Genomic DNA, 24485 nt, shown 5'->3' with positions numbered 1-24485 from the left:
AGCAGAACTCTATGTCCCACAATTCCATCGTCATCGTCGGTGCCGGCCAAGCCGGCTATCAGGTTGCAGCATCGCTGCGGCAGGAGGGATTTGAAGGCGCGGTCACCCTCATCGGCGACGAACCTGGCGTTCCCTACCAGCGTCCACCACTGTCCAAGGCCTATCTGCTAGGAAAGGTCGGCGTGGCGGCGCTGCGCTTTCGCCCCCCCGAGTACTTTGACGAGCACCGCATCACGCGCATACAGGGCAGTGCCACTGCCATCGACCGGGAACGCCGCGAGCTTGTCCTCGCCAGCGGCGAAAGACTCGCCTACGAGCACCTGGTGCTGGCAACCGGCGCGCGCAACCGTGTGCCGGCGGTCGCGGGCATCGAGCTCGGCGGCGTATTCGGCTTGCGCAACCTGGCAGATGCCGACGGGCTGTCACAGCGCCTGGGCAGCGCGAAGCGCGCAGTGGTCATTGGCGCGGGCTTCATCGGCCTGGAGTTCGCGGCCGTCGCAGCCGCACGCGGCATCGCGGTGGACGTGCTGGAGCTGGGCACGCGGCCAATGGCCCGAGCCCTCTCTGCGGTCACGTCCCAGGTATTCGATCACGCCCACGCCCGGTGGGGTGTGCGAATCCACTATGGCCAGAGCCTCGCCGCAATCCACGGCGATGGCGGCCAGGTGCGCAGCGTGGAGCTGGCCAGCGGCGAAGTCCTGCCGGCGGATCTGGTGGTCTATGGCATCGGCGTGCTGCCCAACGCGGAACTCGCTGCTCAGGCACAGTTGACCGTCAACAACGGCATCGTTGTCGACGCCCATCTGCTCACCAGCGACCCGGCCATTTCCGCCATCGGCGACGTGGTCAGCTTTCCCAGCCCCTGGTCACCACAGGCCATCCGGCTCGAGTCGGTTCAGAATGCCGTGGACCAGGCCAAGGCCGTGGCGGCCCGGCTCATGGGCAAGCCCGCCGGCTATGCCGCCCTGCCCTGGTTCTGGACCGACCAGGGAGAACTCAAGCTGCAAATCGCCGGCCTCGCCGACGGGCACGATGAAACCGTCGTGCTCGGCTCCGTCGAGCAGCACCAGATCAGCGTCCTTTGCTTCCGCGCCGGCCGTTTGGTGGCAGTGGAATCATGCAATCGGCCAGCCGACCACATGGCGGCGCGCAAGCTCATTGCACGCAACACGCCGCTCAGTCCTGCCGAGGCGGCCGCTCCAGGCTTCGATCTCAAGGCGTTCGAAGTCTCGACACGCGAGACCGCCTGAAAACGCGCCGATCCAGCGGCTTCCGCCGGGCTTTCAGCGGCCCTGCGCGGCGACCCCACCCACGCCCACGCCCGCCACTGCCAACTACCCCGCGCCATGAATCGCTTAAAAATCTCCACCCGGCTTGCCATTTCGTTCTCCACCATGGTGCTGCTGCTGGTCGCGCAGGGCGCAATGGTGCTGTTCCTGTCCGCCGCGCAGCGTGAGGCGATGGAAGACATCGTTCAAAGGAGCAACCCCATCACCAAGGCATTGAGTGCGGTGATCGACGGGTCGAACATGGAAACCATCCAGTTCCGCAATCTGGCCTTGTTCTCGTCCCCGGACATTCAGCAGGCGGCGCTGGCCCAGATCAAGGTCGAACGCGGCAACATCGCCGCACAGACGCAAATTCTGGATCAGCTCATCGAATCCGACGAAGGTAAGGCCTTGCACCAGAGCATCAAGCCTCTGCGTGCCAAGGACCTTGCATTGGGCAATCAGTTTCTTGAACTGTTTGCCAAGGAACAATGGGTGGAGGCGCTGGCCTTGCTAGAGAGCAAACAGCGCCCCGCGCAGATCGAATACCAGAACGCGATCCGCAAGCAAGCGGAACTCCAGGCGCAGGTCATGGCCGAAGCCGGCCATCGGGCCGAGTCGGCCACCCGCAATTTGACGCGGGGGCTCCTGGTCGCGAGCGCCGTGACCATTGCTCTGGCCCTGTTCCTCGCTATCACCATCATCCGCTCGATCACTCGCCCGCTGATGCAGGCCGTTTCAGTGGCCGACCGCGTCGCCAGCGGCGATCTGAGCGGGCACATCACCGTGCAGTCCCAGGACGAAATGGGCCACCTGCTGGAGACGCTGCAGCGCATGCAGCACAGCCTGGCGCAGACGGTCACGGCGGTGCGCAGCAATGCACAGGGCGTCGCCTCGGCCAGCACCGAGATCGCGGCGGGCAACCATGACCTGTCGGGCCGCACCGAAGAGCAGGCCAGCGCACTGCAGCAAACCGCCGCGTCGATGGAACAACTGGGCTCCACGGTGAAGCAGAACGCCGACAACGCGCGCCAGGCCAACCAGCTCGCCCTGAGTGCCTCCACCGTGGCCACCCAAGGCGGCGAAGTGGTCGCCGAAGTGGTCAAAACCATGAAGGGCATCGACGACAGCAGCCACAAGATTGCCGACATCATCAGTGTGATCGACGGCATCGCTTTCCAGACCAACATCCTGGCCCTGAACGCCGCAGTGGAAGCCGCCCGCGCGGGCGAGCAAGGCCGCGGCTTTGCTGTGGTAGCCAGCGAGGTGCGCAGCCTCGCAGGCCGCAGCGCCGAAGCAGCCAAGGAAATCAAGCGGCTTATCACCGACAGCGTGGAGCGCGTGGAGCAGGGGTCGCAGCTCGTGGGCAAGGCCGGTGCCACGATGACGGAGGTCGTCACCGCCATCCGCCGTGTAACGGACATCATGGGCGAAATCAGCGCCGCGAGCAGCGAACAGAGCCAGGACATGGGACAAATCGGAGAAGCGGTCGCGCAGATGGACCAGACCACGCAGCGAAATGCCGCGCTGGTCGAAGAAATGGCCGCGGCCGCCAGCAGCCTGAGCAGCCAGTCCCAGGCGCTGGTGGAAGCTGTGGCGGTATTCAAGCTGTCGGACGGAGAGGCCGTGCGCACCATCAGTGCCGTGCCCGTGCCTCGCGCGCTCCACGCAAGCGCGCCGATAAAAGCCATCTTGCTCGCCAGCGAGCACTAGGCTGAATCGACATTCACTGTAGCCATAGCCAGATTGAAGCAGCCAAGACCGCTGCCATGAAGTTGGCTGGCTTGCGGTCGTAGCGGGTGGCCACACGCCGCCATTGTTTGAGCTTGGCAAAGCAGCGCTCGATTCGACTGCGCAGGCGGTAGCGAGCCTTGTCATAGGGGCGCGGCCGCTCGCAATTGCGAGGCGGGATCACTGCCTGCGCCCCTTGCTGCTCGATGGCCTGTATCAATTCCCGGCTGTCGTAGCCCTTGCCGGCCAGCACGTAGCTGGGCTTGAACCCATCCACCAGGGCGCGGGTCTGGGTGACCATCCTCCGAGCTTAGAGAATGAATATCGATTAAGCCTAGGGCCGCAAGCATCAGAGCGGCAAGGCCCAGCCGCCATGCCGCGCCCGTCTCACACGAAAGCGCGCCGCCCGCCATAGGCAGTGGGGGCGATTGGAAGCGCATCTGAGTTTCCGGCGGTCTGGACTCTTCGGCGGGAAATCAGCACGCGAATGAATGCCCCGTTCATTGGCGCGGAATCTGCCTGAGCGGTGAACACGTCCTCTATGAAGTTTTGATAGCTGCTTGCGCGTTCTGAATGGGCGCTTGAGGCCAATTTGGCCCGTATCTTCCGTGCACGCGTCCGGGCCCCTGCGAAGGTATTGCCCTGCACTGAAGATGAGATCAGCCCCGCCGCAGCGCCAACCTGGACCGCTGGTGACGAACGCGCCACGCGCACTCGGAGCGCGTGGACATCCTCCCGCAAAAAAACACCCCCTGGTACAAGCCGTGAAGGTCTGCCAGGGGGTTCAAAACCCCGGATTCCACGGGGTACTGTGTCAATCACCGGCCTTGCCTCCGGTACTTGCACCTTGGAGAACGTGTCCAGGTCCGGCCCGGTCAGGCCATGGCTCCCAGAAAGTCAGCCTTGCCCAGCTCCACGCCTGCCTGGCGGAGCAACGCATAGGCCGTGGTCACATGAAAGAAGAAATTCGGCAGCGACCACTGCTGTAAGAAGGTCTGCCCCGTGAAGTGCAGCGGATCGCCTTGCCGCTGCGGCACGACCAGGGGCCGCTCGGCGCTCCCGGCCAATTGCTGCGGCGAAACGCCTTCCACGAAGCCGATGGCGTCCCGGACGCGGACACGCAACCCTTCGAAGCTCTCGTCGGAGCCTTGAGCGGCAGGCAGTTCCACGGCACCCAGGCGCGCGACGGCGAGCCGCGCCACCTCGCTGGCAATGGCAACTTGCTTGCCAAAGGTCAGCATGTCGGGCGACAGCTTCGTATTCAGGAAGGCCGCGCTGTCAAAACTTCTGGCCTGGGCATGGCCTTCGGCTTTGTCAAGCCAGGTCAGCAGGTTGCGCAGCATGCGGGCATAGATTTCCGCGCTGGCGGCATGCATGGATAAAGACATGGTCGGATATGGTTGGTTGGGTTCAGAGTTTGTTGGATCCCATGCGTGCGAAGAACTCGCGCATGGGCACCATGGACGGAGCGTGGCTGGTGAAGCCGCCATCCACTGGAATCACCGCCCCCGTGATGAATGAGGACTCGTCGCTGGCCAGGAAGCTCACCACGTCGGCAATCTGCTTTGGCGAACCGAGCTGGGGCGTCAGGTGCTGATCCAGGAGGATCTGCTTGATCTCCTGCGGAACGCCCTTCTGCGCGTGCTCGTTGAGCACAAAGCCAATCATGATGGCATTGGATCGGATACCCTCCTTGCCGTATTGAGCGGCCACGGAACGTGCCAGCGCCATCAGGGCCGCCTTGGAGGCGGCATAGGCGGTCAGCGTTGCATCACCCAGCAGCCCGAAGCCCGACGTCGCAAAGATGATCGATCCACCGCCGACCTTGAGCATGTGCGGGATGGCGTGCTTGCAGCACAGCATGGCGCCGCGCGCATTGACGTTCATGGCCCTGTCCCATGCGGAAAGGTCCACGTTGCAGACATCGCGGTCACCGGCACGCTGCGCCGGATCCAACGCGGCCGCATTGTTGTGCAGGACATCGATCCGCCCAAAGTGGTCGAGCACGGCGGAAACCATCGCCGCGACCCCCTCCTCGGAAGTCAGGTCGGTTTGGATGGCCAGAGCCTTGCCACCCCCCGCCTTGATTTCGGCGGCCACCGACTGAGCGCCCTCCAAGTTGATGTCCACCACCGCGACACGGGCTCCATGCCGGGCCAGCGAACGCGCACATTCAGCCCCAAGACCCGCCCCCGCACCGGTCACGATGGCGACCTTTCCATCCAGTTTGCGTTCGCTCATTGCATCTCCAGAAAAGCGATGTTTTGAAATTCATTCACCAGAAAAACAGGGCGCCCGTTTCTCGCGAAACGCCAGCGCGGCTTCCTTGACGTCGTTCATCGGAACCAGCATGGCGAACAGATCCAATTCCAGGTCCAGGCCGCTCTTGAGGTCAAGGTGGCAGGCCGCGCGTGCTGCCTGCTTGGCGAACAGCGTTGCCGTGGGCGGCTTCTGGGCAATGCGTTCGGCCAGGGCAGTGACCTCCGCGAGCAGCGAGTCCGCGCTGTAGGCCATGCGGGTGATCAGGCCGATGTCAAATGCCCGGCGTGCGTCAACGCGATCACCGGTCAGGAGCAAGTCCAGAGCACGCCCCGGGCCGACCACGGCTCCAAGGCGCTGAGTTCCTCCCCCTCCGGGGATCAGGCCCAGCCCCGTTTCGGGAAGGGCAAACACGGCGTCCGGGGCCGCGAAACGCAGATCGCAAGCCAAGGCCAGTTCCATGCCCCCGCCCATGCAATAGCCATGAATGGCGGCGATCACAGGTTTCTCGGTGCGATCCAGCGCCTCGATCCAACGCGACTTCTGCATGCGCCGACGCACCTGCACCGATGTTTCCGCCGCCCGCCGTTCCTTGATGTCGGCTCCGGCGCAAAACCCGCGCGCGCCCGCGCCGCGTATCACGATCACCCGAACGGACGGATCGCTATCGAGCTCGGCCAGCGCCGCGGGTACACCACGGCGGATGTCGTCGTTGATCGCATTGATCTGGTCCGGGCGATTGAGCACGATCCAGCCAACGCCTCCCCGGCGCTCCACCTCGACGGCATTCCCGGGGGCCGCAGCTTCGTCACGCGTCGGGGTGGCCGGCTTGTGAAAGGAGGTTTCCATCATCGGTTCAATACTCCTCGAACTCAAACAGTTGCCCCCGCACGTCGGCCGGATCGACCCGGATCAGCGGCTTCCCATCCACGGCCTCGCATTCGTCGATCCAGGTGAAACGGGTACCGCGTGCCTTCAGGTCCTCGGCCTTGGCCTGGAGACCGTTCACCGCGATGCGGATGTAGTAGGGGCCGGGCCCCCAGGAATTCAGGTAGACGCCGGCATCACCGTTCCAGCGGGTCGCCTCGATCACGTCCAGCGAAGCGCTGTGCGGCACCGTGAATTCCATGCGGGCGCGACGGTACCCCTCCTTGTCCAGAGACTCCACAGGGCTGCCAGGCTCCCAATCGAGGTTGGCCGATACCGTGCGCAGGGTTTCGTCCAGATTGCGGACGATGTAGCCGCGCGAGGTGACTCGCACCATGTCGCCCGGCTTGGGATCGCGCGGCTCGGGCGGGGGCACGCTGAAGGTGTCGGCCGGCATCTGCAGCGGCTCCAGGGGCATGACCTCGATGCATAGACCGCCGTCCACCGATGGGTGGTAGCGGGGATCCTCGGGCGTCGCGCCCAGCCAGAGCCGGTCGAACGGCATGTCGGGGGTGCGTTGTGCCATGCGGAACCGCAGGCGCCGGCGCATGAGCTTCTCGACCAGCAGGTCGAACTTGTCGCCGCGCGCGGCCAGCACGATCGAGTGGGTCACCATGGGCCGGTGCGCGCCCTGGTAAGCCTTGAGGCTCTCCAGGAAGTCGTGGAACATCGGATCGCCCGGGTTTGGTTGGTCCAAGTGGCACTGCGGCTCGATGCGGGTGGGGGCGACCGCCAACGATTTGTGAACCCGCAGGAAATGGGCAATGTAGGGATGGCCATCGAACGCTTGGCGCCAGTTGGGATGGCCGTGGAGGCCCAGCTTCGTCACCAACAGTTGCGCCATGCCGTCCGGGTCGGACAGCATCATGTCGGCACTCATCAACAGATCAAACACAGGCGTTGCTCCAAGAGAAGGAAAAAGTCAAAGAGGAAGTGCGCCATCCGCGGGCAGTGCAGACTTGGTCTGCCGTGGATTGAGCAGGAAATGGGACAAGGCGGGAATCAGAACCAGGGCACCCACCATGTTCCACAGGAACATGAAGGTCAGCAAAATGCCCATGTCCGCCTGGAACTTGATCGGCGAAAACGCCCAGGTGATCACGCCCGCGGCCATGGTCAGCCCCACCAGCGCCACCACGCGTCCCGTGAAGTCGAGCGACCTCCGGTATGCCTCGGCGAGCGTCGAGCCACGGCGCTGCATCGCAATCTGCACACTCAGCAGGTACAGGGCGTAGTCCACCCCGACGCCGACACCCACCGCGATCACTGGCAACGTGGCCACCTTGAGCCCGATGCCCATCCACACCATCAAGGCCTTGCAGATGATGGTGGTGATCACCAAGGGAACCATCGCCACGATGGTGGCGCGCAGGCTGCGGAAGGTCAGCAGGCACAGCAGCGCCGTGGCGCCATACACGGCCAGGTACATCAGCAAGATGCCGCGCTCGACCTCAATGTTGGTCGCCGCCTCGATACCCGCGGAACCCGCCGCGAGCAAAAAGCGCGGCCCGCCGTCGGCAGAAGCACTGTTGTGCTCCGCGGCAAAGGCCTCACTCACCTGAAGCACGCGCTTGAGCGTGTCCGCCTTGTGATCGGCCAGGTAGGCAATCAGTGGCGAGACGGAACACGAGGTATTGGTGATGTCCGGACTCGCAATCATGGCGGCCCCCACCGCCGCATTCGTGATGCCCTGGTCCCGGCTGATGGTGAGCCACTTGCCACTGCCCTCATTCAAGGCTGCAGTGATGAAGCGCGTGGACTCCGCCAGCGAACTGGTGGCCTGCACGCCCTCGGTCTGGCGCAGTGCCTGGGCCAGTTGGTCCATCAACTGCAAGGTGCCGTACAGCCGGCAGCCATCGTCAGGATTGGTCATGATGACCACGAACTGATCATTCGACAGCCCGTAGTGGGCCGTGATATAGGCACTGTCGCGGTTGTAGCGCGAGTCCTGCCTCAATTCGGGCGCCCCCGGATCCAGGTCGCCGATGCGCAGGTCGAACATCACGACCGTGCAGACCGCGGTCATCACGGCGGCAAGCGCCACCGTCACCGTGGCCGCGCGACGCTCCGTCAGGCGATCCAGCGCACTCCAGGTGCGTCCGAGCCATCCTTGCTTGCGCGTCGTGTCCTCGGCGAGGGCGCGGCGCGCCGCAGCCTCGCTCACGCCGATGTAGGACAAGGTCACCGGGATCAGCACGAGCTTGGTGAAGACCAGCACCGTGATCCCGATGCTGGTGGTCAGGGCCAGATCGCGAATAACCGGGATATCGATGATCACCAGCACGGCGAAGCCGACAATGTTCGTCAAAAGCGCCGTCAGGCCCGCCATGAAGAGGCGCCGGAAGGTGTAGCGCGCGGCAACGTATTTGTGCGTCCCACGGCCCACGTCCTGCAGGATGCCGTTCATCTTCTGGGCACCGTGCGAGAGCCCAATCGCGAAAATCAGGAATGGGACCAGGATCGAGTAGGGGTCCAGCTCGTAGCCCAGCAGGTTCATCAACCCCAGCAGCCACACCACCCCGGCAACGGCCACGCTCACCAGCAGCACGGTGCTGCGGATGCACCGGGTATAGAGGTAGACAAACAGCGCGGCGACCGCCACCGAGAGTCCGAAAAAGAGCATCACCTCATGGAGCCCTGCGATCAGATCGCCGACGATCTTTGCAAACCCGACCATGTAAATGCCGGTGCTCTCGTCCTCGAACGACCGGATCTCCTTCTCCAGGATGCGGGAGAACTCGCCATAGTTCAACGGCTCGCCCGTCTTGGGATGCCGATCCAGCAACGGCACGATGATCATCGTAGAGCGCGCGTCATTGGCCACCAGGCTTCCAACAATGCCTGACCGCCCAACGTTTTCCTTGAGCTTGCCGATCGATTCCTGGCTGCCGCTGTAGTCCGGCGGCATGACAGGCCCCCCCACCACGCCCTCCTCCGTCACCTGCCGCCAGCGCACGATGGGCATCCAGAGCGATTTCATCCACGAGCGGTCGACCCCTGGAATCAGGTAGAGAGCGTCATTGACCTTGCGCAGTTTTTCCAGGTAGGCTGCGTCGTAGACATCACCGCTCTTGTTCTCCACGACGACCCGCACCGTGTTTCCCAACCCGGGGAGTTCCTCCCGATAGGCAAAGTAGGTCTGAATGTACGGGCTGGAGGATGGGATCATCCGCTCAAAGCTGGCATTGACTTCCAGCTTCAGAGCGAAGTAGCCCAGCACTGCGGTAGCCGCAAGGCACAGGAGCAACACCAACAGCCGGTTGTTGAACACCAGTTGCTCCAGGCGGCTGCCTGACTTGCGGTCGAACTGTGCCGGATCGCGAACGACCGGCATGGCGGGTTGCTGGGAATGAGCAGACATCAAAACTTTCGTGAGGGAGATCCATGGGATCTGCGGCCTTCATTTACCTTGCGTGGGGAGCGCGATGACTCCGACACCGTTCAGGCGTGCCAGAGCCAGACGATGAGGGTCGGTCATCGCGGCGTCATAGACCTCAGCACCTGGTGCCTGGTCATATACCGTGGCGCGAGCGGCAGCGAAATCCACGGCGAGCACACTCCCTTGCTGCGACACTAGAAAAGCGGAATCCTCAAGGGTGACCGCACTTACCAGGTTGGCATCAAGACCGGTCTCGATCTTTTTCCACGCATGCCCAGCGTCCTCGCTGACAAAGGCATTGCCACGCAGGCCGTAGGCCACCAAGCGGGCACCGAACTGCGAGATCCCGAAGAAGCTGCCGTTGTAAGGCGTCTGCACACGTTTGAAGCGCTGGGTTGTTGCATCGAGATGCATCACCAGGCCCTGCTCACCTGCGACGAAGACGCCCCCTTCCCCACCTGCCAGTGCATAGAGGTGGTACCGCTGGTCATTGTCGGTTTTCCATAGCCAGGGTTGCCACGTGTTGCCGGCATCGCTGGTTTTCAGGATCAAGCCGAAACCGCCCACGGCAAAGCCGGTGAGGCCATCGGGAGCGAACCAAATGTCGAGCAACGGCGCGGGCCAGACGTCCGCCGTGGCCGATTGCCCAACTGTCCGCTGGATCTCCGCCTCCCTCTCTTCGGAGCCTTTGGCGGAATCGCGCAGCAGCGTCAATACCGCACGCCCGTCCAGCACCCGCGTCCACGAGGCGCCGCCATCGGGCGACCTCAGGGCCACGGCATCGTGCCCCACGGCCCACGCCACGCCGGAACTGGCGAAGCGCACCGTGGTGAGGTCGGTGGAGACCGGGCTGCCGACCTGGCGCCACGATACCCCACCATCTTCGGACAGCAGGATCAAACCGCGCGGACCCACCGCAATGGTGCGCCCGCCTTGGCTCGCCACCCCGCTGACCATCGCCCGCTGCGCCGCCACAAGGGCTCGTGATGGCGCATCGATCAGATCCAGGCGGGCTGCGCCTTGCGCTGCGATCACCCACGGCACCGGCAGCAGTACACACACGCCAACGAGCACGGCGCAAGCCCAACGCAACCGCAGGAAAGGATGCAGGAAAGTCATGGCCCGGGGATCCGATCGAGGTTCGTCATGCACGAGGTTCAGCGAGCCGATTCACGCGACACGATGGCTTCAGGATTCATCTCGCGCTCGCTGCGCGCGGACGGAAGCACCTTGTAGCCTCCCACCATCACATCGTTGACATAGGCGTACATGCCCTTGTTGAAGTCGTACACCACGTTCTTCGCAGCAAAGGGGATCTGCTTGTCGTACATCGGCGAAGCAGCCTGAAACAGGCTACGGTACAACTGACCATTCTGGTCAAAGGCATCGTAGTTGGCGGCGCCGGTCAAATCTTCATCAAAGTAGTAGATGCGCTTGGAATACGCATGACGCTGGCCCGGCTTGAGCGTGGCTTCCACGGCCCAGACACGGTGCTTTTCCCAGCGCTCGCACTCCGGATTGACGTGGTTCGGCAGCAAAGCCTTTTCGGCCGTCGGGCAATCGTACAGATTCTTGTAGGCGTTGTACTGGATGTACATCTCCTTCTTGCCGATGAGCTTGAAATCGAATCGATCCATGGTCCCAGAGAACACGAACAGTTCGTCGAACAAGGTCACGCCCCCCATGCTTGCCACGGGAGTGTCATACGCGAACTCCGGCGAGAGCTTCACGCGGCGCAAGCCCGGGGTGTAGCTCCATGCCTTGCGCGGACGAGCCACGGGATCGAGGTAGTCGGCCAAGCCTGTCATTTCTCCTGCACGCCGTGCCGGCACCTTGCTGATCGAATACACCCGCCACGCCATGTCCGGATCGCGATCTGCCACGTCGGTCTGGTAGTACACAAAGTCCTGGAACGTCGCTTGCTCCGCCGTCACCACGGCCTTGCCCGAAGTATCAATCACCCAGGAGCGGGAGGCCGCAGTGGTGATCGCGGTCTCTCCCTGGTAACGCAGGATTTGGTTCCACATCACCTCGTATCCGGTCTTCGGAATGGGGAACGGGATGCCACCGCGGCAGGCGTTTTCAATGGCAAGGCCCTCTTTGGTTGCCTTGCACGTGGTCGCATTGCGGACGGTCGCATCCAGAATCTTCTTGGGATAGGCCGCCGTTCTGTGCGTGGGATACACATTGAGGTAGTACCCTGGGTACTTGGACAGCAGGTGCTTCTGCCCTTCGCTCAGCAAGGCTGCATGCTGTGCCATGTTCTTGCTGTCGATGCGCAGCACGGGCTTTTCGTCTTTGAACGGATCGGTCCAGAAGCCGCTATCCGGCTTGAAGCCCTCAGGAGCCTTGGTCAACCCCCCGGTGTAGGCCGGGATGCTGCCATCGGCATTGGCTGCCTTGACCGCTCCGAACGGGGTCAGGGTGGTGCCCAGTTGCTTGGCCTCCTCCGCTGTCACGGCCGCGAAAGCTGGCGTGGCAAGGCCAATGGCAACCAGCGAAAGGATGTTGTGGAATTTCATGATTGCAGCTCCAGGGAATCAGAAAGAGGTCTTATAGGTGAAAAACAGGCGACCACGATCGGTTGCGCCCACGCTGCTGTTGAGTGCGTTGCCACCAATGGCGGCCGTACCGGCAGCGTTGTATTTGGTTGGCACGGACATGTCCGCATAGGTCAGGCTGAATTCATGCTTGCTTGCGTAGGTGGCAGCAATGCCGATTGACCACTTGAGGAGGCCTTCAAAGCCGCCACCGCCGGTGGCGGCCGAACCCTTGAGTCCGTAGCTGACGGTTACTGGAACCGACACATCCAGGGACGGCAGCACGCCCAGGTATTGGGGCGTGAAGCGCAGCGCAAGCTCCCAATAGTTCTTGGTCGAGCAGGTGTCGGTCACGTCCCCCGGCTGGGCGGTGGCACCGCTCGTTCCGAGCCTCACGCAACCGGCATACCCGACACCGCGATACAACTGCTCGTTACCCGTGACCTTCAGCAGGCGGCTGTACGCGAGTTCGCCGATCAGCGTACCGGTATCCCAGAGGGGTGTCTTGGGCAGCCCGTACGTGCCATTCACCACGGCATGGAAAGTGTCTCCCGTCGCCCCCGTGCTGGTAGCGGTATAGCTGGCAACCGAATTGAGGTGCGCGTTCTTGCGCCAGGACACTTCGGAGCCAACGCTCACCGGGCCCACAGACTTGGAAAGACTCAGGCCCCAGAGCTTGGTAGCGGCCGGGTAGACAAACCTGAAGGTACTCGGCAGCGCTGCCCCCAGGATAGTGTTGTAGGGTGCCGACACCGGAGCGAAACTGGTGAGTTGAATGCCCGTTTCCGGATTGGTATCGTTGAACTGCCGATAGTAGGCGCCCAGGGTGGAATCGATGGCGTCCACATCCAGACGCGCGGAAAGCCCCCAATTCTTGTCGCCCGAAGTCTTGACTGCCGTGTTGGCCATGGCCAGGCAGGAATAAGGACCCAGTGCCGGGTTGCAGGGCGTCAGGGCAAAACGATCGACACCGGGCGCGTTGTCGGCGCCCATCAGATATGTACCGGCATACGGTACGCGCGTCGCCTTCCAGTCCAGCGCATATTGGCCTGCAAGAGACAGCTTGTCGGTCACCTGCGCCTTGAAGGTCAACTGGTTGATGGGCAAGAAAGTTTCCTTGGTCTCAATGCCCGGGCTGGAAACAGCCTTCATGCCATCCACGGGCGACTGGCCATAGGAAATGGCATGGGCGCCGATGAACATGCCTTCACCCCAAACCACCGTGTGGCGGCCCAACTTGACGTTGACGGGAACAGAACCGAGATCGAAGTTGGACCAGACGAACGCATCCAGGACTTCGCCAGACGGGCCGTGGACAAAGCGGTTGACCTGATCGTTAAACCGGTTGTTGTTGTACGACGTCGCGGAACCAGCAGGCGAAGACACCGACCTATCGCGATACGCATGGTCGTACCAGCTTGCGGCACTGATCCGCGCCCCAAAGATCCCTTTGTAGTTAAGGTCAAGTTCCCCCAAAAGATCGAGCCGGTTGGACACGATATCTCCACGGCCGAACTTGGCGTTGCCTTCGTCGGTGGTGGCAAAATTCAACAGTCGCTGGTCTTGTGCCTCGGTACGAACCCCCAAGTTGTATCGAACCGTCGCATCGGCACGCACCTTGAAGTCGGGATTGCCAGTGTCAAGCTCCAGTGCGTGTGCACCACTGGTTGCGACCAATGCCACTGCAGCGGCAATCATGTGCACTGCGGCCCGGGAGGGAGCCGTCCTCGTTTGTCGATTTTTCATGAGTTTGTCTCCATCAGTTGGGGGTTTACCTGCTACTTGACACAAGCTTCAGTCAGCCCTCTCATGCGTCCCCCTGAGGTGCCAGGGCTGGCCAGCGCAGCTCGTCTTCATTCTGTATGCCGCTTGCTATTCTGCATTTAGAATTTTCTTCTCGATTCCGGGTTTTCACTTAATTTGAACAAATTTATCCATATCGTCTAAAATAAGACCGATGGAGGCGATGCAGGCGGCATCCAGCGTGGCGGCGAAGCCGCTATCCAGCGTCGAGCATCAGGGATGGGGTCCGCTTCGGTCGCCAGTCCACGAAACGTACCCTTTGATGCAGATACAAGCTCAGCCACGTCCACGAACGAAACCGCCGGAAGCACGGCGAGAAGAACTCATGAATGCCGCCCAGGCGTTGTTCCTGAAGAAGGGGGTGGGCGCTACCGTGATCAGGGAGATCACTGATAGCGCGGAAGTGGCGAAGGGCTCGTTCTACCTGTACTTCTCATCCAAGGAAGACATCCATATCGCATTGGCCGAGCGGTTCCATGCCCTGCATGTGGGCAACCTGGATCGGGCGACTGGGCAATGGCCTGGAACAGATTGGGGCGGCAAGCTCGGCGCTTGGGTCAAGGCTGCCGCAACGGGATTTCTTGACGATGGGCCGTTGGTTAGCATGTTTTTCGATGCTCTCCCGCACATTCCGGACAAAAGGCCAAACGCGATCGGCAAGCATCTCGAGGAATTGCTCGGGGCTGGCACGGAAGCGGGTGCCTGGTTCGTCGTCGATCCAGGAGTCACCGCCGACTTTCTGCTTGGAGGGCTCCGTGGTGTTGTCGGTGACGCCTTGACTGGCGAAACAAGCGCCAGCCGCATGCAAGTTGTCGAGCGCCTGCAGCAGCTCTTTTTCAGGATCGTAGGGTTGCCTGAAAACTGACAATCGGGCCGCTTCGTTCATTCAGCAGTCATCTCTTTCAGAGATGACTGCTGCGTCGTACTGAACCCAAAAGCCGCAGTGACCCCGAGCCCACAAACTGCCCACTGGGTGGCACGGGGCCGATGAGCAGCGCAATGCGGTCAGCAACATAGGGCAGCAACGTTGCCCCGGGGGGGCGATGCCCTTGCACTGCTCCGCATCAGAGCGCGCACGCATCAGGCCGCGCCGCTCTCGCGGTCAATCGACCTGGGCACCCGAAAGCCTGACGACACCGCCCCACTTCTCGAGTTCGCTTGCCGCGAAGCGCGCGAACTCCGGCTGTGTCATGACCAGAGGGTCAATGCCCACCGCTGCAAGCCTGGTCTGGAAATCTCCCGACTTGACGACTTTGTCGCCAGCTTGCACCAGCTTTTGCATGACCGCAGGTGGCAGGCTGGCCGGACCGGCAACGGCCCACCATCCGGTCAAGTCGAATCCTGGAAAGCCTTGCTCGTCCAGCGGCTTCACGCCTGGCGCCGCCGGTGATTTGGCAACGCTACTCAAACCCAGCGCGCGCAGCTTGCCAGCTTGAATCTGCGGCATCGCCACGGCCGGGTGGTAGAACATGAAATCGGTCTGCCCCCCGATAACTGACGTGACGGCCTGTGCTCCCTCCTTATATGGCACATGGACCATCTTCGTATTGCTGATGGCCTTGACGAGTTCTCCCGCCAAGTGACCGGTGGTGCCGTTGCCTGCGGATGCGTAGGTCACCTTGTCGGGGTTGTCCTTGGCGTATTGCACCAGTTCAGCTTCGAGCCGTTGTGCAACGAAGAACTGGTGCTGCTGGTGGGCGCGAAACATCCCCTGGCCAGCCGCAAGCGCATGAGGATGGTGGAGTTGCACCGGCGCGAGATGATCCTCCCATCATCGCGCTACACCACGCGGCGCATGATTGACGAGGCATTTGCTGCTGCGGGGGCGACGCCCATTGTGCGCGCTGAGTCTGACTCCATCACAGCCATGCTCGGCATGGTACGCCAGAGTCATCTGGCAACTATTGTGTCGCGCCATGCAGTCCAGGGAGACAGTGGGTTCAAGATCATTGCTCTTGAAAGCCCCACGCCGATGCGCACGCCTGGTCTCGTACGGCTGAAGGGGGCACCCGTGGATCCCGCCCAGGCCACGCTCGCCTCCATCATCCGGGAGGTCACGACGGCTGCCGATTTTCAGCCCCTGCAGCGCAATCGCTAGAGGCACGGCGACCCGTCCCATGAATTCACTCTGCTATCGCCGGGAAGGCTCATCTGGCACTCACGGGAGATTCATTTTGAATGCCGTTGAACAGTCGCAAACGTCGAGCAGTTGTTGGCGTTGTTGACTCTGGGTAAGCCTCAAGAGTGCGGGAAACGAAGCCTCCCTGCAATGAAACGCTAACAAGTTGTGAGCTGCCTGCGCCGCCCGCGCGCGATTCCCTCCCCTGAATGGATGGCGCGCGGCAGCTCCTGCGGCGTGGCCTCCCCGCTTCCCTTCCGTCGGACGCGCACGCGCCCACCCCGCGTATCCACCGCCTACATCTGTGGGGTCTCGGCCATTGACCCGCGCGTTGTCAGCACCTTACGTTTTGCTTCATCCGTAGGGTGAGTGTGCCGAACCAGCTCAAGGCCGCGCCCGTGCTGACTCAGAGGCTCATTTCTGCGGCTTTTAAGTTGAATGCATCGTGGTAGGCCACCACAGCCGCCGGAATTGCCCCTTCGAAGGCAATGGCCAAAAAGTACTCAGGCGGCACATCGGGCAGCACCAGTGCGCTCTCGGCCTTGAAACCAAAGCGTTGGTAGTAGTGCGGATCTCCCAGGAGCACGCAGCCCGACGCGCCCATCGAACGCAGTTGCGCTATGGCATGTTTCATGAGTTGCACGCCGATCCCCTGCCTCTGCCGCTGCGGCAAGACCGACAACGGCCACAGGCCGAACCAATCCGCAGGGCCAATGGAGAGCCGTATCGGCGAGATCGCCACATGGCCGACCACCGCTCCATCGTCGTCAGCCACCAGCGACAGCGTGAGTTGCCCGGCATGACGCAGCGCGTTCACAATGAAGTGCTCAGTGTGGCTGGTGTGCTCGGCATCATGGAACGCCGCTATCGTGACGGCCTCGATGGCCGCTACATCGGATGCTGTTTCGTTGCGGATCTTGAGGGTCACGGCGTATCCATCGTATGTTGATTGCTCATGTTCGTGTGCACAGCCGCCCCCTGTGCGGCTCCATAAAACTGTCCTTTTCCAAACTGGAAAGGTATGAACCGCGAGTAGGACGGGTCGGGGTGCGGTGCTCAGAATTCCAAGTTGTCGATCAGCCGCGTGCCGCCCAGGCGCGCCGCGCCCAGAACCACGAGTTGGCCCGGCTGCGGAGCCTCTGCAGGCGGCAGCAAGTCAGCGCGCTGGCGCACGGTTAGGTAGTCGGGCTGCCAGCCCTGCTTGCGCAGGCGCTCCACCGCCTGGGCCTCCAGCGCGGGCAGGCTGGCGCCTAGCTGCAGCGCCGCATCGGCCAGCGCGCGTAGCGCCTGGCTCAGTTGCACGGCCTGGGCACGTTCTGCTTCGTCCAGATAGCCGTTGCGCGAACTCAGCGCCAGACCGTCGCCGGCGCGGCAGGTGTCGCCGGTCACGATGTCGATGGGCAGCGCGAACTGCTCCACCATGCGGCGGATCACCAGGACCTGCTGGTAGTCCTTGCGCCCAAACACGGCCGTGCCCGGGCCGCCGCTGAACACGCAGGCCAGCAGTTTCATCACTACCGTGCACACGCCGGTGAAGAAGCCTGGACGGAAGTGTCCCTCCAGGATGTCAGCCAGTCGCGGATCGGGCTGCACTTTGAAGGTTTGCGGCTGCGGGTATAAGTCTTTTTCGGCAGGCGCGAACAGCACGTCGCAGCCCTCGGCGTGCAGCTTGCCAGCGTCTATTTCCAGCGTTCGCGGGTAGCTGTCGAAGTCCTCGTGCGGCAGGAACTGCAGCCTGTTGACAAAAATGCTGACCACCATGACGCTGCCCAACGGCTTGGCTTGGCGCACCAGGGCCAAGTGGCCGTCGTGCAAGTTGCCCATGGTGGGCACGAAGGCGGGACGGCCGCGGCCCGCCAGGGCGTCGCGCAGGTCAGAGATGGTGTGGACGATTTGCATGGGTGGATTCATCAGGCGCGGAGCTAATTGTCGGGGAAGGTGGCCAAGGGCTCAGGCCGCGTCAACGGACTAGCGTTCGACGAGGACGGCGGGGGTCTGGACGGCCCTGCGCGGCAGCTGGGACATCATGCGTTTCGTCGCCGATGGGGGCTTCGATCGGGTGCAGGGCCTGCACGTGAATTTGGCAAATGGGGAGTGTCAGGATTTCTGTGTGTGAGGCTGTTGAATCCGTCACTCAATCGTGAGGCGGCTTGGTGATCTTACTGGCGCGATCTGGTAAATCGGTCCTCGTAGAGGATCGCAAATTGGTTCATCGCTGATTTCCAGTGGTTGGCCGCCCGCCCCCAGTCCGCGGTGATGTTGCGCAGCGCCAGCCAGATCAGCTTGGTGGCCGCCTCGTCGCTGGGGAAGTGGCCGCGCGTTTTGATGATCTTGCGCAGCCGTGCGTTCACGCTCTCGATGGCGTTGGTGGTGTAGATCACGCGCCGCACCTCGGGCGGGAAGGCGAAGAACGGGATGACCTTGTCCCAGGCCCGGCGCCAGGCGCTGACCACGGTCGGGAACCGCTGCCCCCAGGGGCCGGCCGCAAACGCATCCAACTCGGCCTCGGCCGCCTCGGCGCTCACCGCGGTGTAGATGGGTTTGATGGCTGCGGCCAGCGCCTTGCGGTCTTTCCATGACGCAAAGTCCAGGCCACCCCGGATCAGGTGCACGATGCAGGTCTGCAGCGTCGTCGCCGGGAACACTGCGCCCAGCGCCTCTGGCATGCCCTTGAGGCCGTCGGTGACGGCAATCAGGATGTCCTGCACCCCGCGCGTCTTCAGATCGTTGAAGACCTTCATCCAGAACTTCGCCCCCTCGGTGTTCTCGATCCAGATTCCCAGGATGTCGCGCGAGCCGTCAGGCAGTACGCCCAGCGCCAGGTAGACGGCCTTGGAGCGCACCACCGCATCCTCGCGAATCTTGACCCGCAGCGCATCGAAGAACACCACCGGGTACATCGCCTCCAGCGGCCGTGTCTGCCAGGCCGTGACCTCGCCCATCACCTCATCGGTGACACGGCTGATGAGCTCGGGCGAGACGTCCACCGAGTACATCTCAGCCAGGAAACCCTGGATCTCGCGCACCGTCATGCCGCGTGCGTACATGGCGATGATCTTGTCGTCGAAACCCGTAAAGCGCCGCTCGTGCTTGCCAATGAGCTGCGGCTCGAAGCTGCCTTCGCGATCGCGTGGGACATCGATGCGCAGCGCCCCCACATCGGTCAGTACGGTCTTGGTGCTCTTGCCGTTGCGGTGGTTGGCTGATCCGCCTGTGGGCTTGGCTTGGCCGGGCGCATAGCCTAGGTGATGACTCATCTCGGCGCCCAGCGCCCGCTCAAGAATTGACTTCTTGAACTGATCGAACAGCCCTTGGACTTGGCCCGGCGTCATGGGCCCGGTCACCAGCTGGTCAAGCAGCTCGGCCGGGATGTGAAATTGCGGCTGTGCCGCCTGGTCCGCCAAAGCGGTGGGTTTGGTCTTGCGTGGCATTCATGCTCCTTGTCGACATGCTATGCCTCACACACAAAATTTCTGACAAGCTCGGCAAATGTGGAATTTTCTCGGAATTCTTCAAGGAAATCATCCGACTTCCTCTCGGAGGCGGACAGACCGCTTGCACGCTGACACGCAACCGACTGTGTGCTCAGCGATCTCTCCCTCTACTTCGCGCTGCAAACAAAATCTTGCGCAGACTCTCAGGATTGGCTCCATCTCGCGCTCGCCCTGCACCGCCAGCGATCCAAGTCTTACTCCGCCCCTTCATGCAATAGATTCGAGGCTGTATCGCCCCGCCTCCCCTACTTACCTTGCAGGAGAATGGGGATTTACCCCTTGCCTACCAGCTATCAATAAGCGGCTATTTCTGCTCCGCAATCCAGTGACGGACATCTTCTGCCCGCCATGCCGTTATGCCGACGGAAATCCGGACAGGCGCAGGGAACAGACCCGCCTTCACCCGCCTCCAGAGCGTTGATTTGGAAAATGGTACGAATCTGAGCAGCAGGCTCTGGCGCACAAAGCCAGTGTGGGGTAGCGTCATGAGATCGGTGTACTGGCCGGAGCGCACGGGCTTAAGCGAAGAAGTGTCTTGCATGATCATTCCTTTCCCGGATCTATGTCCGAGATCTGAGGGATAACCAGCTCTGTCGCAGCGGTGTTGGTCGAAAGGGTTCCGCTGCCAAGGAACGCAGGACTTACGCATCTTTGCCGACGGTCCGGTCGGGCAAAGAGGGGGAGACGTGGGACGACGCGCGCGCATGCACGAATCGCCAGCACACTTCAGGAAGCCTCCCAAGGCTGTCAGCAGGCAGGTGACGACTGCGACGTGCCCATCTTGCTGGGCGGGCAATGGAAGGCCCGATGAGCATCTCCATTGCTGCCGTCTACTCTACAAGCTTCACGTGCTTGCTGGCGCCCTAGTATGAGCAGTGCGGAGAAAAACCCTCGCAAGCGCTTCCGTTTGTGCATGGCGATGCCTTCTCTCTACTGGGGATCCGCTGTGAGCTCATCGCGCTTTGGGTCTTCCAACCTCCCAGTAGCAGCGCCAGCCCCGGCAAGACCCTCGTGTTCCCTTGGAAACTCAGTCAGGCTGCCGACGTCACCCTGTCCTGCTCCACCGCTAGGCTCTTGTGCATCTGCCATCGTTTCCATGTCGCTGGCTGGGCGACGACTATCTAGTGCATTCATCTCGCGCCGCAACCGCGACGCCAGATTTCGGGCACCGTTCGCGACGTCGCGCACCCTGCGTTTGAGCGCAGCCCGCTCGATGTCGACTGCCTGCGCTGTGATGACCTCATGGATTTCCAGGGTCTGCAGCAAAGGCATCAATTGATCCAACTTGCCCAGGATCTCAAGATACCTGCGACTGCTGGAGGACAGCACGCCCACCTCCAGTTCCAGGGCAACCGTGTCATAGGTAGCGACGCTCGTGATGCCGTTGGCTTTAAACAGAGCCTCGGCCCCGTCAATAGCTTGGTTCAGTTGCTCGGCAACCTTGTCCACCTGTTCTCGGATGAGCGTCTCGACCTTCGCGACGTCTTCATGATTGAGCCGGGTTCGTGAGATCACCGAGATGAAATGGATGCCCAGCTGAAAGGTATTGAAGTACCGGATGAACAGGCGCTTGCCCTCGGCGCTCGCAAAACTGGCCTTGATTTTCAGGCTCGCGGCCTCCACTCGCCGGAAGTCGGCCTTGGTTTCTCGGGCAAGGATGCGGGCATTGACACCCCCCTGGTCGTGCTTGACGAAATCGAGGTCGGCCATAGTCATCTTCTCCTGGTGCAACGAGCTTCGGAGAAATGATCGGCAAGACCTTGGCGCATCGCCACGCGAAACGGCCACGAAGTCAGGCTGCTTTCGGCATCGGGGCGGACTGATGGCGCTTCGGGCATTGACGCATAAGGGTTCGGCCCCTACCGTGGGAGCCATGCAGTAGCTGGCCCTGCACCCCTGGCAAGCCCTGGAGTTCCGTCGGCACGGTCTGAGCACGGCACGCTCGGGATCGCTGTCTCTACGCATGCTTCCCGCCGGCGGCTTTCGAGGCCAGCCCCGGGGGCTCCCACGCCCTCGGCCTGGTGCCGAAAGCTTTCTCCCTGCCGGTCGCTGGCGCACCGGCCCCACGGCGCATCGCGCCGTGTCCAAGCCAGCCTTGGAATCCCTGATCCGCCACACGGATCCGTTCATTCATCCACCCCCTGGGGGCTAACAGCCTCTAGATCGGTGCGTTGGCTCCTGCCGTCATCCCAAGGAGCCAACCATGCTGAGCCCCAGCATCTCATCCGAGATCCGTACTTGCCCGCCGATCGGGATCCTGTCCGAAGGCATGCACGCCGAGCGGACGGCCTTCCAGGTCCTGCTTGAACGGCTGCAGGCTGGAAATGCGCAAGTCGTTCCACCCGCGACTGCCGCGGCAATGCTCGATGACCCGGACGACAGGTCCCCCGTCGAATGGAGCGAGGAAGACATCGTGCTGCTGCACTGGCGGCTGCTCAAGGAGATCGGCCGACTGGCAGATCCCGAGACACCGCTCGAAGAGAAGTTCGACACGCTGCGCTGGGTGTTCACCGAGCGCGAGAAGGATCGCAAGCCATTCAGCTTCGTCTCCTGCCTTCGCGTGGTGGGCTGCAGCCCTTTGTCGCCCCTGCCGTATTGCGGCTTGGTCGACGTCGAGGAAGTCCGGGACGTCATCCGCTGTGCCATGCGCAGCTGGCTTCGCCAAACCCTGATGCGCTACCCGAGCTGGGTGCGTGAGGCCATCGTGGACCACCCCGAATGGATCGAGTCCCGTCTGGCCCGCAACCCTCAGTGGATCAACGAAGCGATCCGGCGCACCGCCCTCGAGGGCGATCTCTTCGCCTGACTGCTCCGGCCTGAAGCCCCAACCCCTGGGGCGCGCCCCGCCCCACCCTGCAACTTGAAAGGAGTCCGCCATGACCGAATGGAAGGACGTTCTCTGCCTCCTGGCGATCTTCGTGGCCTATGGGTTCGCCAGCCACCTGGACTACCAGGATGCCATCGCGATGGAAGAAGCCATGCGCGAGGACACGCCACCTCACTGCTCCGCGCCTGCGGGCGTGGCAGCGGAAGGCAAGCCGCCGCTTGCGGCCGACGCACGGACTGTCCGCCTCGGCGCCACGGCGGCGATTTCCCGTCCGGCCTGTGGGCCGGACAACGAATGAAGGGTCAAACCATGCACTACGCCGCACGCCACCCGAAGCCGTCGGAGGCCTTGCTCCCCGTCAGGGCGCTGGACGACATCGAATACCTCGTCAAGGAAAGCGAAGTCGTGGCCGGCCAGGCCGGCAGGGCCTTCGTCATTGCCGGTGCCGACAGGCTGATCTACCGCGTGCACTGGCACCCGCTGGGCTTCAAGGTCGAGCGCCTGGACATGCACGGCGACATCCTGGACAGCCGGCACCTGCTTCCCTCGAGTTTCGAGCAGCACGGCCTGGCCCAGGCACTGGCCTGCGGCCAGCTGTTCACTGCATCGGTGTCCCGCGACATCGATGGCACTGCCTGATTTTCGCCACAGCCAGCGGACCGTCCCTCTGGGGCAGAGTCCTGGCCTCACAGGAGATCTCCATGAAGATCCAAGTACGCATCGAGCAAGAAGGCACCCTGCGCCCCGAGCGCCGCGCCTTCGCCGACCGGTTCACGCCGGCCACCAAAGTGCTGAAGAGCGCCCGGCTAGCAGGCGCGCATCACATCGCGACTGGGCACCCGGCCGAAGAGCGGGAGCAGGACGGAGACCGCCATGCAGAACGCTGAATACGCCGCCCGTGTGGACGCGACCAAACGCCGTGCGCACGGGCGCTGGACCGACATTCTCGGTGCCATGGGGCTGGACGAACGCATGCTCAAACGCAAGCCCATGGCCTGCCCCGTGTGCTGCGACGGAGAGGACCGGTTCCAGTACACCGACAAATTCGGCGAAGGGAACTACCACTGCCGCAAGTGCGGTCCAGGCGGCGGCTTCAAGCTGCTGCAGGCATGCAAGGGAATGGACTTCCACACCGCGCTGTGCGCCGTCGAGAAACTGCTGGGGGTTCTGCCTCCGGCCAGGCCGGCCGATGAGCCGACACCGGACCGGATGAAGAAGCTTGCGCAGCGCATATGGAACGAGGCGCGGCCCATCACCCTCGGCGACGAGGTGGACCGCTACCTGCGTGGCCGAGGACTCGCGCTCCGTAACTATCCGCCCTCGCTGCGCTTCCACCCCGCGCTGGGCTACTACCAGAAGGAGGGGGCAGCCAAGTCCCGCAAGGTCGCGGAATACCCCGCCATGCTGGCCAGCGTGCAGGACGCGCAGGGCGCGGTGACGCTGCACCGCACCTATCTGCGCGATGGCCGAAAGCTCGATGCGCCGGATGCAAAGAAGGTGCTGAGCAGTGGCTTTGCTGGTGCCGCCGTGCGGCTGGCCGAAGCGACCGAAGACCTCGCGGTCTGCGAAGGTATCGAGACCGGCATCGCGGTGTTCCTGGCGACCGGCAGGCCCGTGTGGTGCACACTCAGCGCAGGCAACCTCGAAAAGATCTGGATCCCCGAGACAGTCGTCAGCGTGGGCATCTACGGCGACAACGATGCCGACGGCGACTTCACCGGCCAAGCCAGCACCTACGCGCTCGCCCGCCGGCTCATGAGGGAGCCCTGTCACCGCGGTCGCCGCGAAGTGCGCCCGCATCTGCCCCGGCGCATCGGCTCCGACTGGGCCGACGTCTGGCGGCAGCGGCAGGAAGCCCTGCTGTTGCAGGCCGCGTGACCCTTGCTGGGATGGGCATCTCGCCCATCCCGCCTTTTCAACGCAGATTCGCCTCCCGCGCGTCTGCGCTGAAAAGGTGTCTCCCCTGGTCGCTGCCAGACCAGGCCGTTCACGCGGCGAAGGCAGCCTGGGAGTTCTGCGCGCAACCAGATTGCGCGATCGCGGGCCGGCTCACGCCGGTCCTTCATCAGCCCATGCGGGGATGCGCATCCCCGCCGGGGCTCTGCCGTCCCCGCTTCTTTCTCTCCGAAGGAGATTGT

24 protein-coding genes are annotated in these 24485 nt (G+C 62.9%); 9 read left to right on the top strand and 15 right to left on the bottom strand.

Going from position 1 to position 24485, the window contains the following annotated elements:
• The first annotated feature begins 11 nt into the window (after positions 1-11).
• The gene (locus PQV96_RS06870) at positions 12-1250 is read left to right on the top strand and encodes an NAD(P)/FAD-dependent oxidoreductase (protein WP_063460675.1); all 1239 of its coding nucleotides are present in this window, start codon (positions 12-14) and stop codon (positions 1248-1250) included.
• 96 nt (positions 1251-1346) lie between these two features.
• Positions 1347-2981: a methyl-accepting chemotaxis protein gene (locus PQV96_RS06865; protein ID WP_273624877.1), complete on the top strand. Its 1635-nt coding sequence runs from the start codon at positions 1347-1349 to the stop codon at positions 2979-2981.
• A 13-nt stretch (positions 2982-2994) separates the two neighbouring features.
• Here the strand turns inward: PQV96_RS06865 and PQV96_RS06860 are convergent, their stop codons facing one another.
• From PQV96_RS06860 to PQV96_RS06820, 9 genes are all read right to left on the bottom strand, one after another.
• Complete coding sequence (locus tag PQV96_RS06860) at positions 2995-3300, bottom strand: transposase (RefSeq protein ID WP_273624876.1); 306 nt, start codon at positions 3298-3300, stop codon at positions 2995-2997.
• A gap of 574 nt (positions 3301-3874) precedes the next feature.
• On the bottom strand, positions 3875-4387 hold the full coding sequence (locus PQV96_RS06855) for a DUF1993 domain-containing protein (protein WP_063460676.1): 513 nt from the start codon (positions 4385-4387) through the stop codon (positions 3875-3877).
• 22 nt (positions 4388-4409) lie between these two features.
• On the bottom strand, positions 4410-5240 hold the full coding sequence (locus PQV96_RS06850; protein WP_063460677.1) for an SDR family NAD(P)-dependent oxidoreductase: 831 nt from the start codon (positions 5238-5240) through the stop codon (positions 4410-4412).
• 30 nt (positions 5241-5270) lie between these two features.
• Entirely contained in the window at positions 5271-6110 is an 840-nt protein-coding gene (locus PQV96_RS06845) for an enoyl-CoA hydratase/isomerase family protein (protein WP_273624875.1), read from the bottom strand.
• A gap of 4 nt (positions 6111-6114) precedes the next feature.
• Positions 6115-7080: a VOC family protein gene (locus PQV96_RS06840; RefSeq protein WP_273624874.1), complete on the bottom strand. Its 966-nt coding sequence runs from the start codon at positions 7078-7080 to the stop codon at positions 6115-6117.
• A gap of 27 nt (positions 7081-7107) precedes the next feature.
• Entirely contained in the window at positions 7108-9519 is a 2412-nt protein-coding gene (locus PQV96_RS06835; protein ID WP_242421856.1) for an efflux RND transporter permease subunit, read from the bottom strand.
• Positions 9520-9585: 66 nt separating this feature from the next.
• A complete protein-coding gene (locus tag PQV96_RS06830; protein WP_273624873.1) occupies positions 9586-10683 on the bottom strand; it encodes a WD40/YVTN/BNR-like repeat-containing protein in 1098 nt (365 codons plus the stop codon).
• A gap of 38 nt (positions 10684-10721) precedes the next feature.
• Positions 10722-12086 carry a DUF1329 domain-containing protein gene (locus tag PQV96_RS06825; protein ID WP_060986291.1) on the bottom strand — a complete coding sequence of 455 codons (1365 nt, stop codon included), beginning with the start codon at positions 12084-12086 and terminating at the stop codon, positions 10722-10724.
• Between the two features lie 18 nt (positions 12087-12104).
• The gene (locus tag PQV96_RS06820) at positions 12105-13850 is read right to left on the bottom strand and encodes a DUF1302 domain-containing protein (RefSeq protein ID WP_273624872.1); all 1746 of its coding nucleotides are present in this window, start codon (positions 13848-13850) and stop codon (positions 12105-12107) included.
• A 382-nt stretch (positions 13851-14232) separates the two neighbouring features.
• Here PQV96_RS06820 and PQV96_RS06815 point away from each other — a divergent pair, with 382 nt between their 5' ends.
• The gene (locus PQV96_RS06815) at positions 14233-14772 is read left to right on the top strand and encodes a TetR/AcrR family transcriptional regulator (protein WP_199726992.1); all 540 of its coding nucleotides are present in this window, start codon (positions 14233-14235) and stop codon (positions 14770-14772) included.
• Between the two features lie 237 nt (positions 14773-15009).
• Here PQV96_RS06815 and PQV96_RS06810 read toward each other — a convergent pair whose 3' ends face one another.
• Positions 15010-15615, bottom strand: a complete 606-nt coding sequence (locus tag PQV96_RS06810) for a Bug family tripartite tricarboxylate transporter substrate binding protein (protein WP_273624871.1) — start codon at positions 15613-15615, stop codon at positions 15010-15012.
• Between PQV96_RS06810 and PQV96_RS06805 the strand changes: the two genes are divergently transcribed.
• Positions 15601-16005, top strand: coding sequence for a LysR family transcriptional regulator substrate-binding protein (locus tag PQV96_RS06805; protein ID WP_273624870.1), 405 nt, complete (start codon positions 15601-15603; stop codon positions 16003-16005). The two genes, PQV96_RS06810 and PQV96_RS06805, sit on opposite strands and share 15 nt — an antisense overlap.
• A 427-nt stretch (positions 16006-16432) precedes the next feature.
• Here PQV96_RS06805 and PQV96_RS06800 read toward each other — a convergent pair whose 3' ends face one another.
• The 5 genes from PQV96_RS06800 to PQV96_RS06780 form a co-directional block, all read right to left on the bottom strand.
• Positions 16433-16954 (bottom strand): GNAT family N-acetyltransferase, encoded by a 522-nt coding sequence (locus PQV96_RS06800; RefSeq protein WP_273624869.1) that lies wholly within the window; start codon positions 16952-16954, stop codon positions 16433-16435.
• 128 nt (positions 16955-17082) lie between these two features.
• The gene (gene panC / locus PQV96_RS06795) at positions 17083-17925 is read right to left on the bottom strand and encodes a pantoate--beta-alanine ligase (RefSeq protein WP_063460686.1); all 843 of its coding nucleotides are present in this window, start codon (positions 17923-17925) and stop codon (positions 17083-17085) included.
• A 260-nt stretch (positions 17926-18185) separates the two neighbouring features.
• On the bottom strand, positions 18186-19457 hold the full coding sequence (locus PQV96_RS06790; protein ID WP_023436223.1) for an IS256 family transposase: 1272 nt from the start codon (positions 19455-19457) through the stop codon (positions 18186-18188).
• Between the two features lie 367 nt (positions 19458-19824).
• Complete coding sequence (locus tag PQV96_RS06785; protein ID WP_142085767.1) at positions 19825-20061, bottom strand: helix-turn-helix transcriptional regulator; 237 nt, start codon at positions 20059-20061, stop codon at positions 19825-19827.
• A gap of 389 nt (positions 20062-20450) precedes the next feature.
• Entirely contained in the window at positions 20451-21230 is a 780-nt protein-coding gene (locus PQV96_RS06780; protein ID WP_273624868.1) for a DUF1845 domain-containing protein, read from the bottom strand.
• A 493-nt stretch (positions 21231-21723) separates the two neighbouring features.
• Between PQV96_RS06780 and PQV96_RS06775 the strand changes: the two genes are divergently transcribed.
• The 5 genes from PQV96_RS06775 (at position 21724) to PQV96_RS06755 (ending at position 24225) form a co-directional block, all read left to right on the top strand.
• Complete coding sequence (locus PQV96_RS06775; RefSeq protein ID WP_273624867.1) at positions 21724-22326, top strand: hypothetical protein; 603 nt, start codon at positions 21724-21726, stop codon at positions 22324-22326.
• 70 nt (positions 22327-22396) lie between these two features.
• On the top strand, positions 22397-22645 hold the full coding sequence (locus tag PQV96_RS06770) for a hypothetical protein (protein WP_016448282.1): 249 nt from the start codon (positions 22397-22399) through the stop codon (positions 22643-22645).
• The gene (locus PQV96_RS06765) at positions 22642-22986 is read left to right on the top strand and encodes a hypothetical protein (protein ID WP_273624866.1); all 345 of its coding nucleotides are present in this window, start codon (positions 22642-22644) and stop codon (positions 22984-22986) included. The genes PQV96_RS06770 and PQV96_RS06765 overlap by 4 nt, the downstream gene beginning before the upstream one ends.
• Positions 22987-23048: 62 nt before the next feature.
• A complete protein-coding gene (locus PQV96_RS06760; RefSeq protein WP_016448284.1) occupies positions 23049-23234 on the top strand; it encodes a hypothetical protein in 186 nt (61 codons plus the stop codon).
• A complete protein-coding gene (locus PQV96_RS06755) occupies positions 23221-24225 on the top strand; it encodes a DUF7146 domain-containing protein (RefSeq protein ID WP_273624865.1) in 1005 nt (334 codons plus the stop codon). Before PQV96_RS06760 ends, PQV96_RS06755 begins: the two co-directional genes overlap by 14 nt.
• Positions 24226-24485: the final 260 nt, after the last annotated feature.

It is taken from the genome of Acidovorax temperans (genome assembly GCF_028596105.1).
In the GTDB taxonomy this organism is placed as follows: domain Bacteria; phylum Pseudomonadota; class Gammaproteobacteria; order Burkholderiales; family Burkholderiaceae_C; genus Acidovorax; species Acidovorax temperans.
The sequence above is the reverse complement of the archived record's forward strand: the minus strand, read 5'-3'. Positions and strand labels throughout refer to the sequence as shown.

Coding starts and splice junctions, on each gene's coding strand:
- PQV96_RS06870 (WP_063460675.1), top strand. CDS start 12: ATGTCCCACAATTCCATCGTCATCGTCGGTGCCGGCCAAGCCGGCTAT.
- PQV96_RS06865 (WP_273624877.1), top strand. CDS start 1,347: ATGAATCGCTTAAAAATCTCCACCCGGCTTGCCATTTCGTTCTCCACC.
- PQV96_RS06860 (WP_273624876.1), bottom strand. CDS start 3,300: ATGGTCACCCAGACCCGCGCCCTGGTGGATGGGTTCAAGCCCAGCTAC.
- PQV96_RS06855 (WP_063460676.1), bottom strand. CDS start 4,387: ATGTCTTTATCCATGCATGCCGCCAGCGCGGAAATCTATGCCCGCATG.
- PQV96_RS06850 (WP_063460677.1), bottom strand. CDS start 5,240: ATGAGCGAACGCAAACTGGATGGAAAGGTCGCCATCGTGACCGGTGCG.
- PQV96_RS06845 (WP_273624875.1), bottom strand. CDS start 6,110: ATGATGGAAACCTCCTTTCACAAGCCGGCCACCCCGACGCGTGACGAA.
- PQV96_RS06835 (WP_242421856.1), bottom strand. CDS start 9,519: ATGCCGGTCGTTCGCGATCCGGCACAGTTCGACCGCAAGTCAGGCAGC.
- PQV96_RS06830 (WP_273624873.1), bottom strand. CDS start 10,683: ATGACTTTCCTGCATCCTTTCCTGCGGTTGCGTTGGGCTTGCGCCGTG.
- PQV96_RS06825 (WP_060986291.1), bottom strand. CDS start 12,086: ATGAAATTCCACAACATCCTTTCGCTGGTTGCCATTGGCCTTGCCACG.
- PQV96_RS06820 (WP_273624872.1), bottom strand. CDS start 13,850: ATGAAAAATCGACAAACGAGGACGGCTCCCTCCCGGGCCGCAGTGCAC.
- PQV96_RS06815 (WP_199726992.1), top strand. CDS start 14,233: ATGAATGCCGCCCAGGCGTTGTTCCTGAAGAAGGGGGTGGGCGCTACC.
- PQV96_RS06810 (WP_273624871.1), bottom strand. CDS start 15,615: ATGTTTCGCGCCCACCAGCAGCACCAGTTCTTCGTTGCACAACGGCTC.
- panC (WP_063460686.1), bottom strand. CDS start 17,925: ATGCAAATCGTCCACACCATCTCTGACCTGCGCGACGCCCTGGCGGGC.
- PQV96_RS06790 (WP_023436223.1), bottom strand. CDS start 19,457: ATGCCACGCAAGACCAAACCCACCGCTTTGGCGGACCAGGCGGCACAG.
- PQV96_RS06785 (WP_142085767.1), bottom strand. CDS start 20,061: ATGCAAGACACTTCTTCGCTTAAGCCCGTGCGCTCCGGCCAGTACACC.
- PQV96_RS06780 (WP_273624868.1), bottom strand. CDS start 21,230: ATGGCCGACCTCGATTTCGTCAAGCACGACCAGGGGGGTGTCAATGCC.
- PQV96_RS06775 (WP_273624867.1), top strand. CDS start 21,724: ATGCTGAGCCCCAGCATCTCATCCGAGATCCGTACTTGCCCGCCGATC.
- PQV96_RS06770 (WP_016448282.1), top strand. CDS start 22,397: ATGACCGAATGGAAGGACGTTCTCTGCCTCCTGGCGATCTTCGTGGCC.
- PQV96_RS06765 (WP_273624866.1), top strand. CDS start 22,642: ATGAAGGGTCAAACCATGCACTACGCCGCACGCCACCCGAAGCCGTCG.
- PQV96_RS06760 (WP_016448284.1), top strand. CDS start 23,049: ATGAAGATCCAAGTACGCATCGAGCAAGAAGGCACCCTGCGCCCCGAG.
- PQV96_RS06755 (WP_273624865.1), top strand. CDS start 23,221: ATGCAGAACGCTGAATACGCCGCCCGTGTGGACGCGACCAAACGCCGT.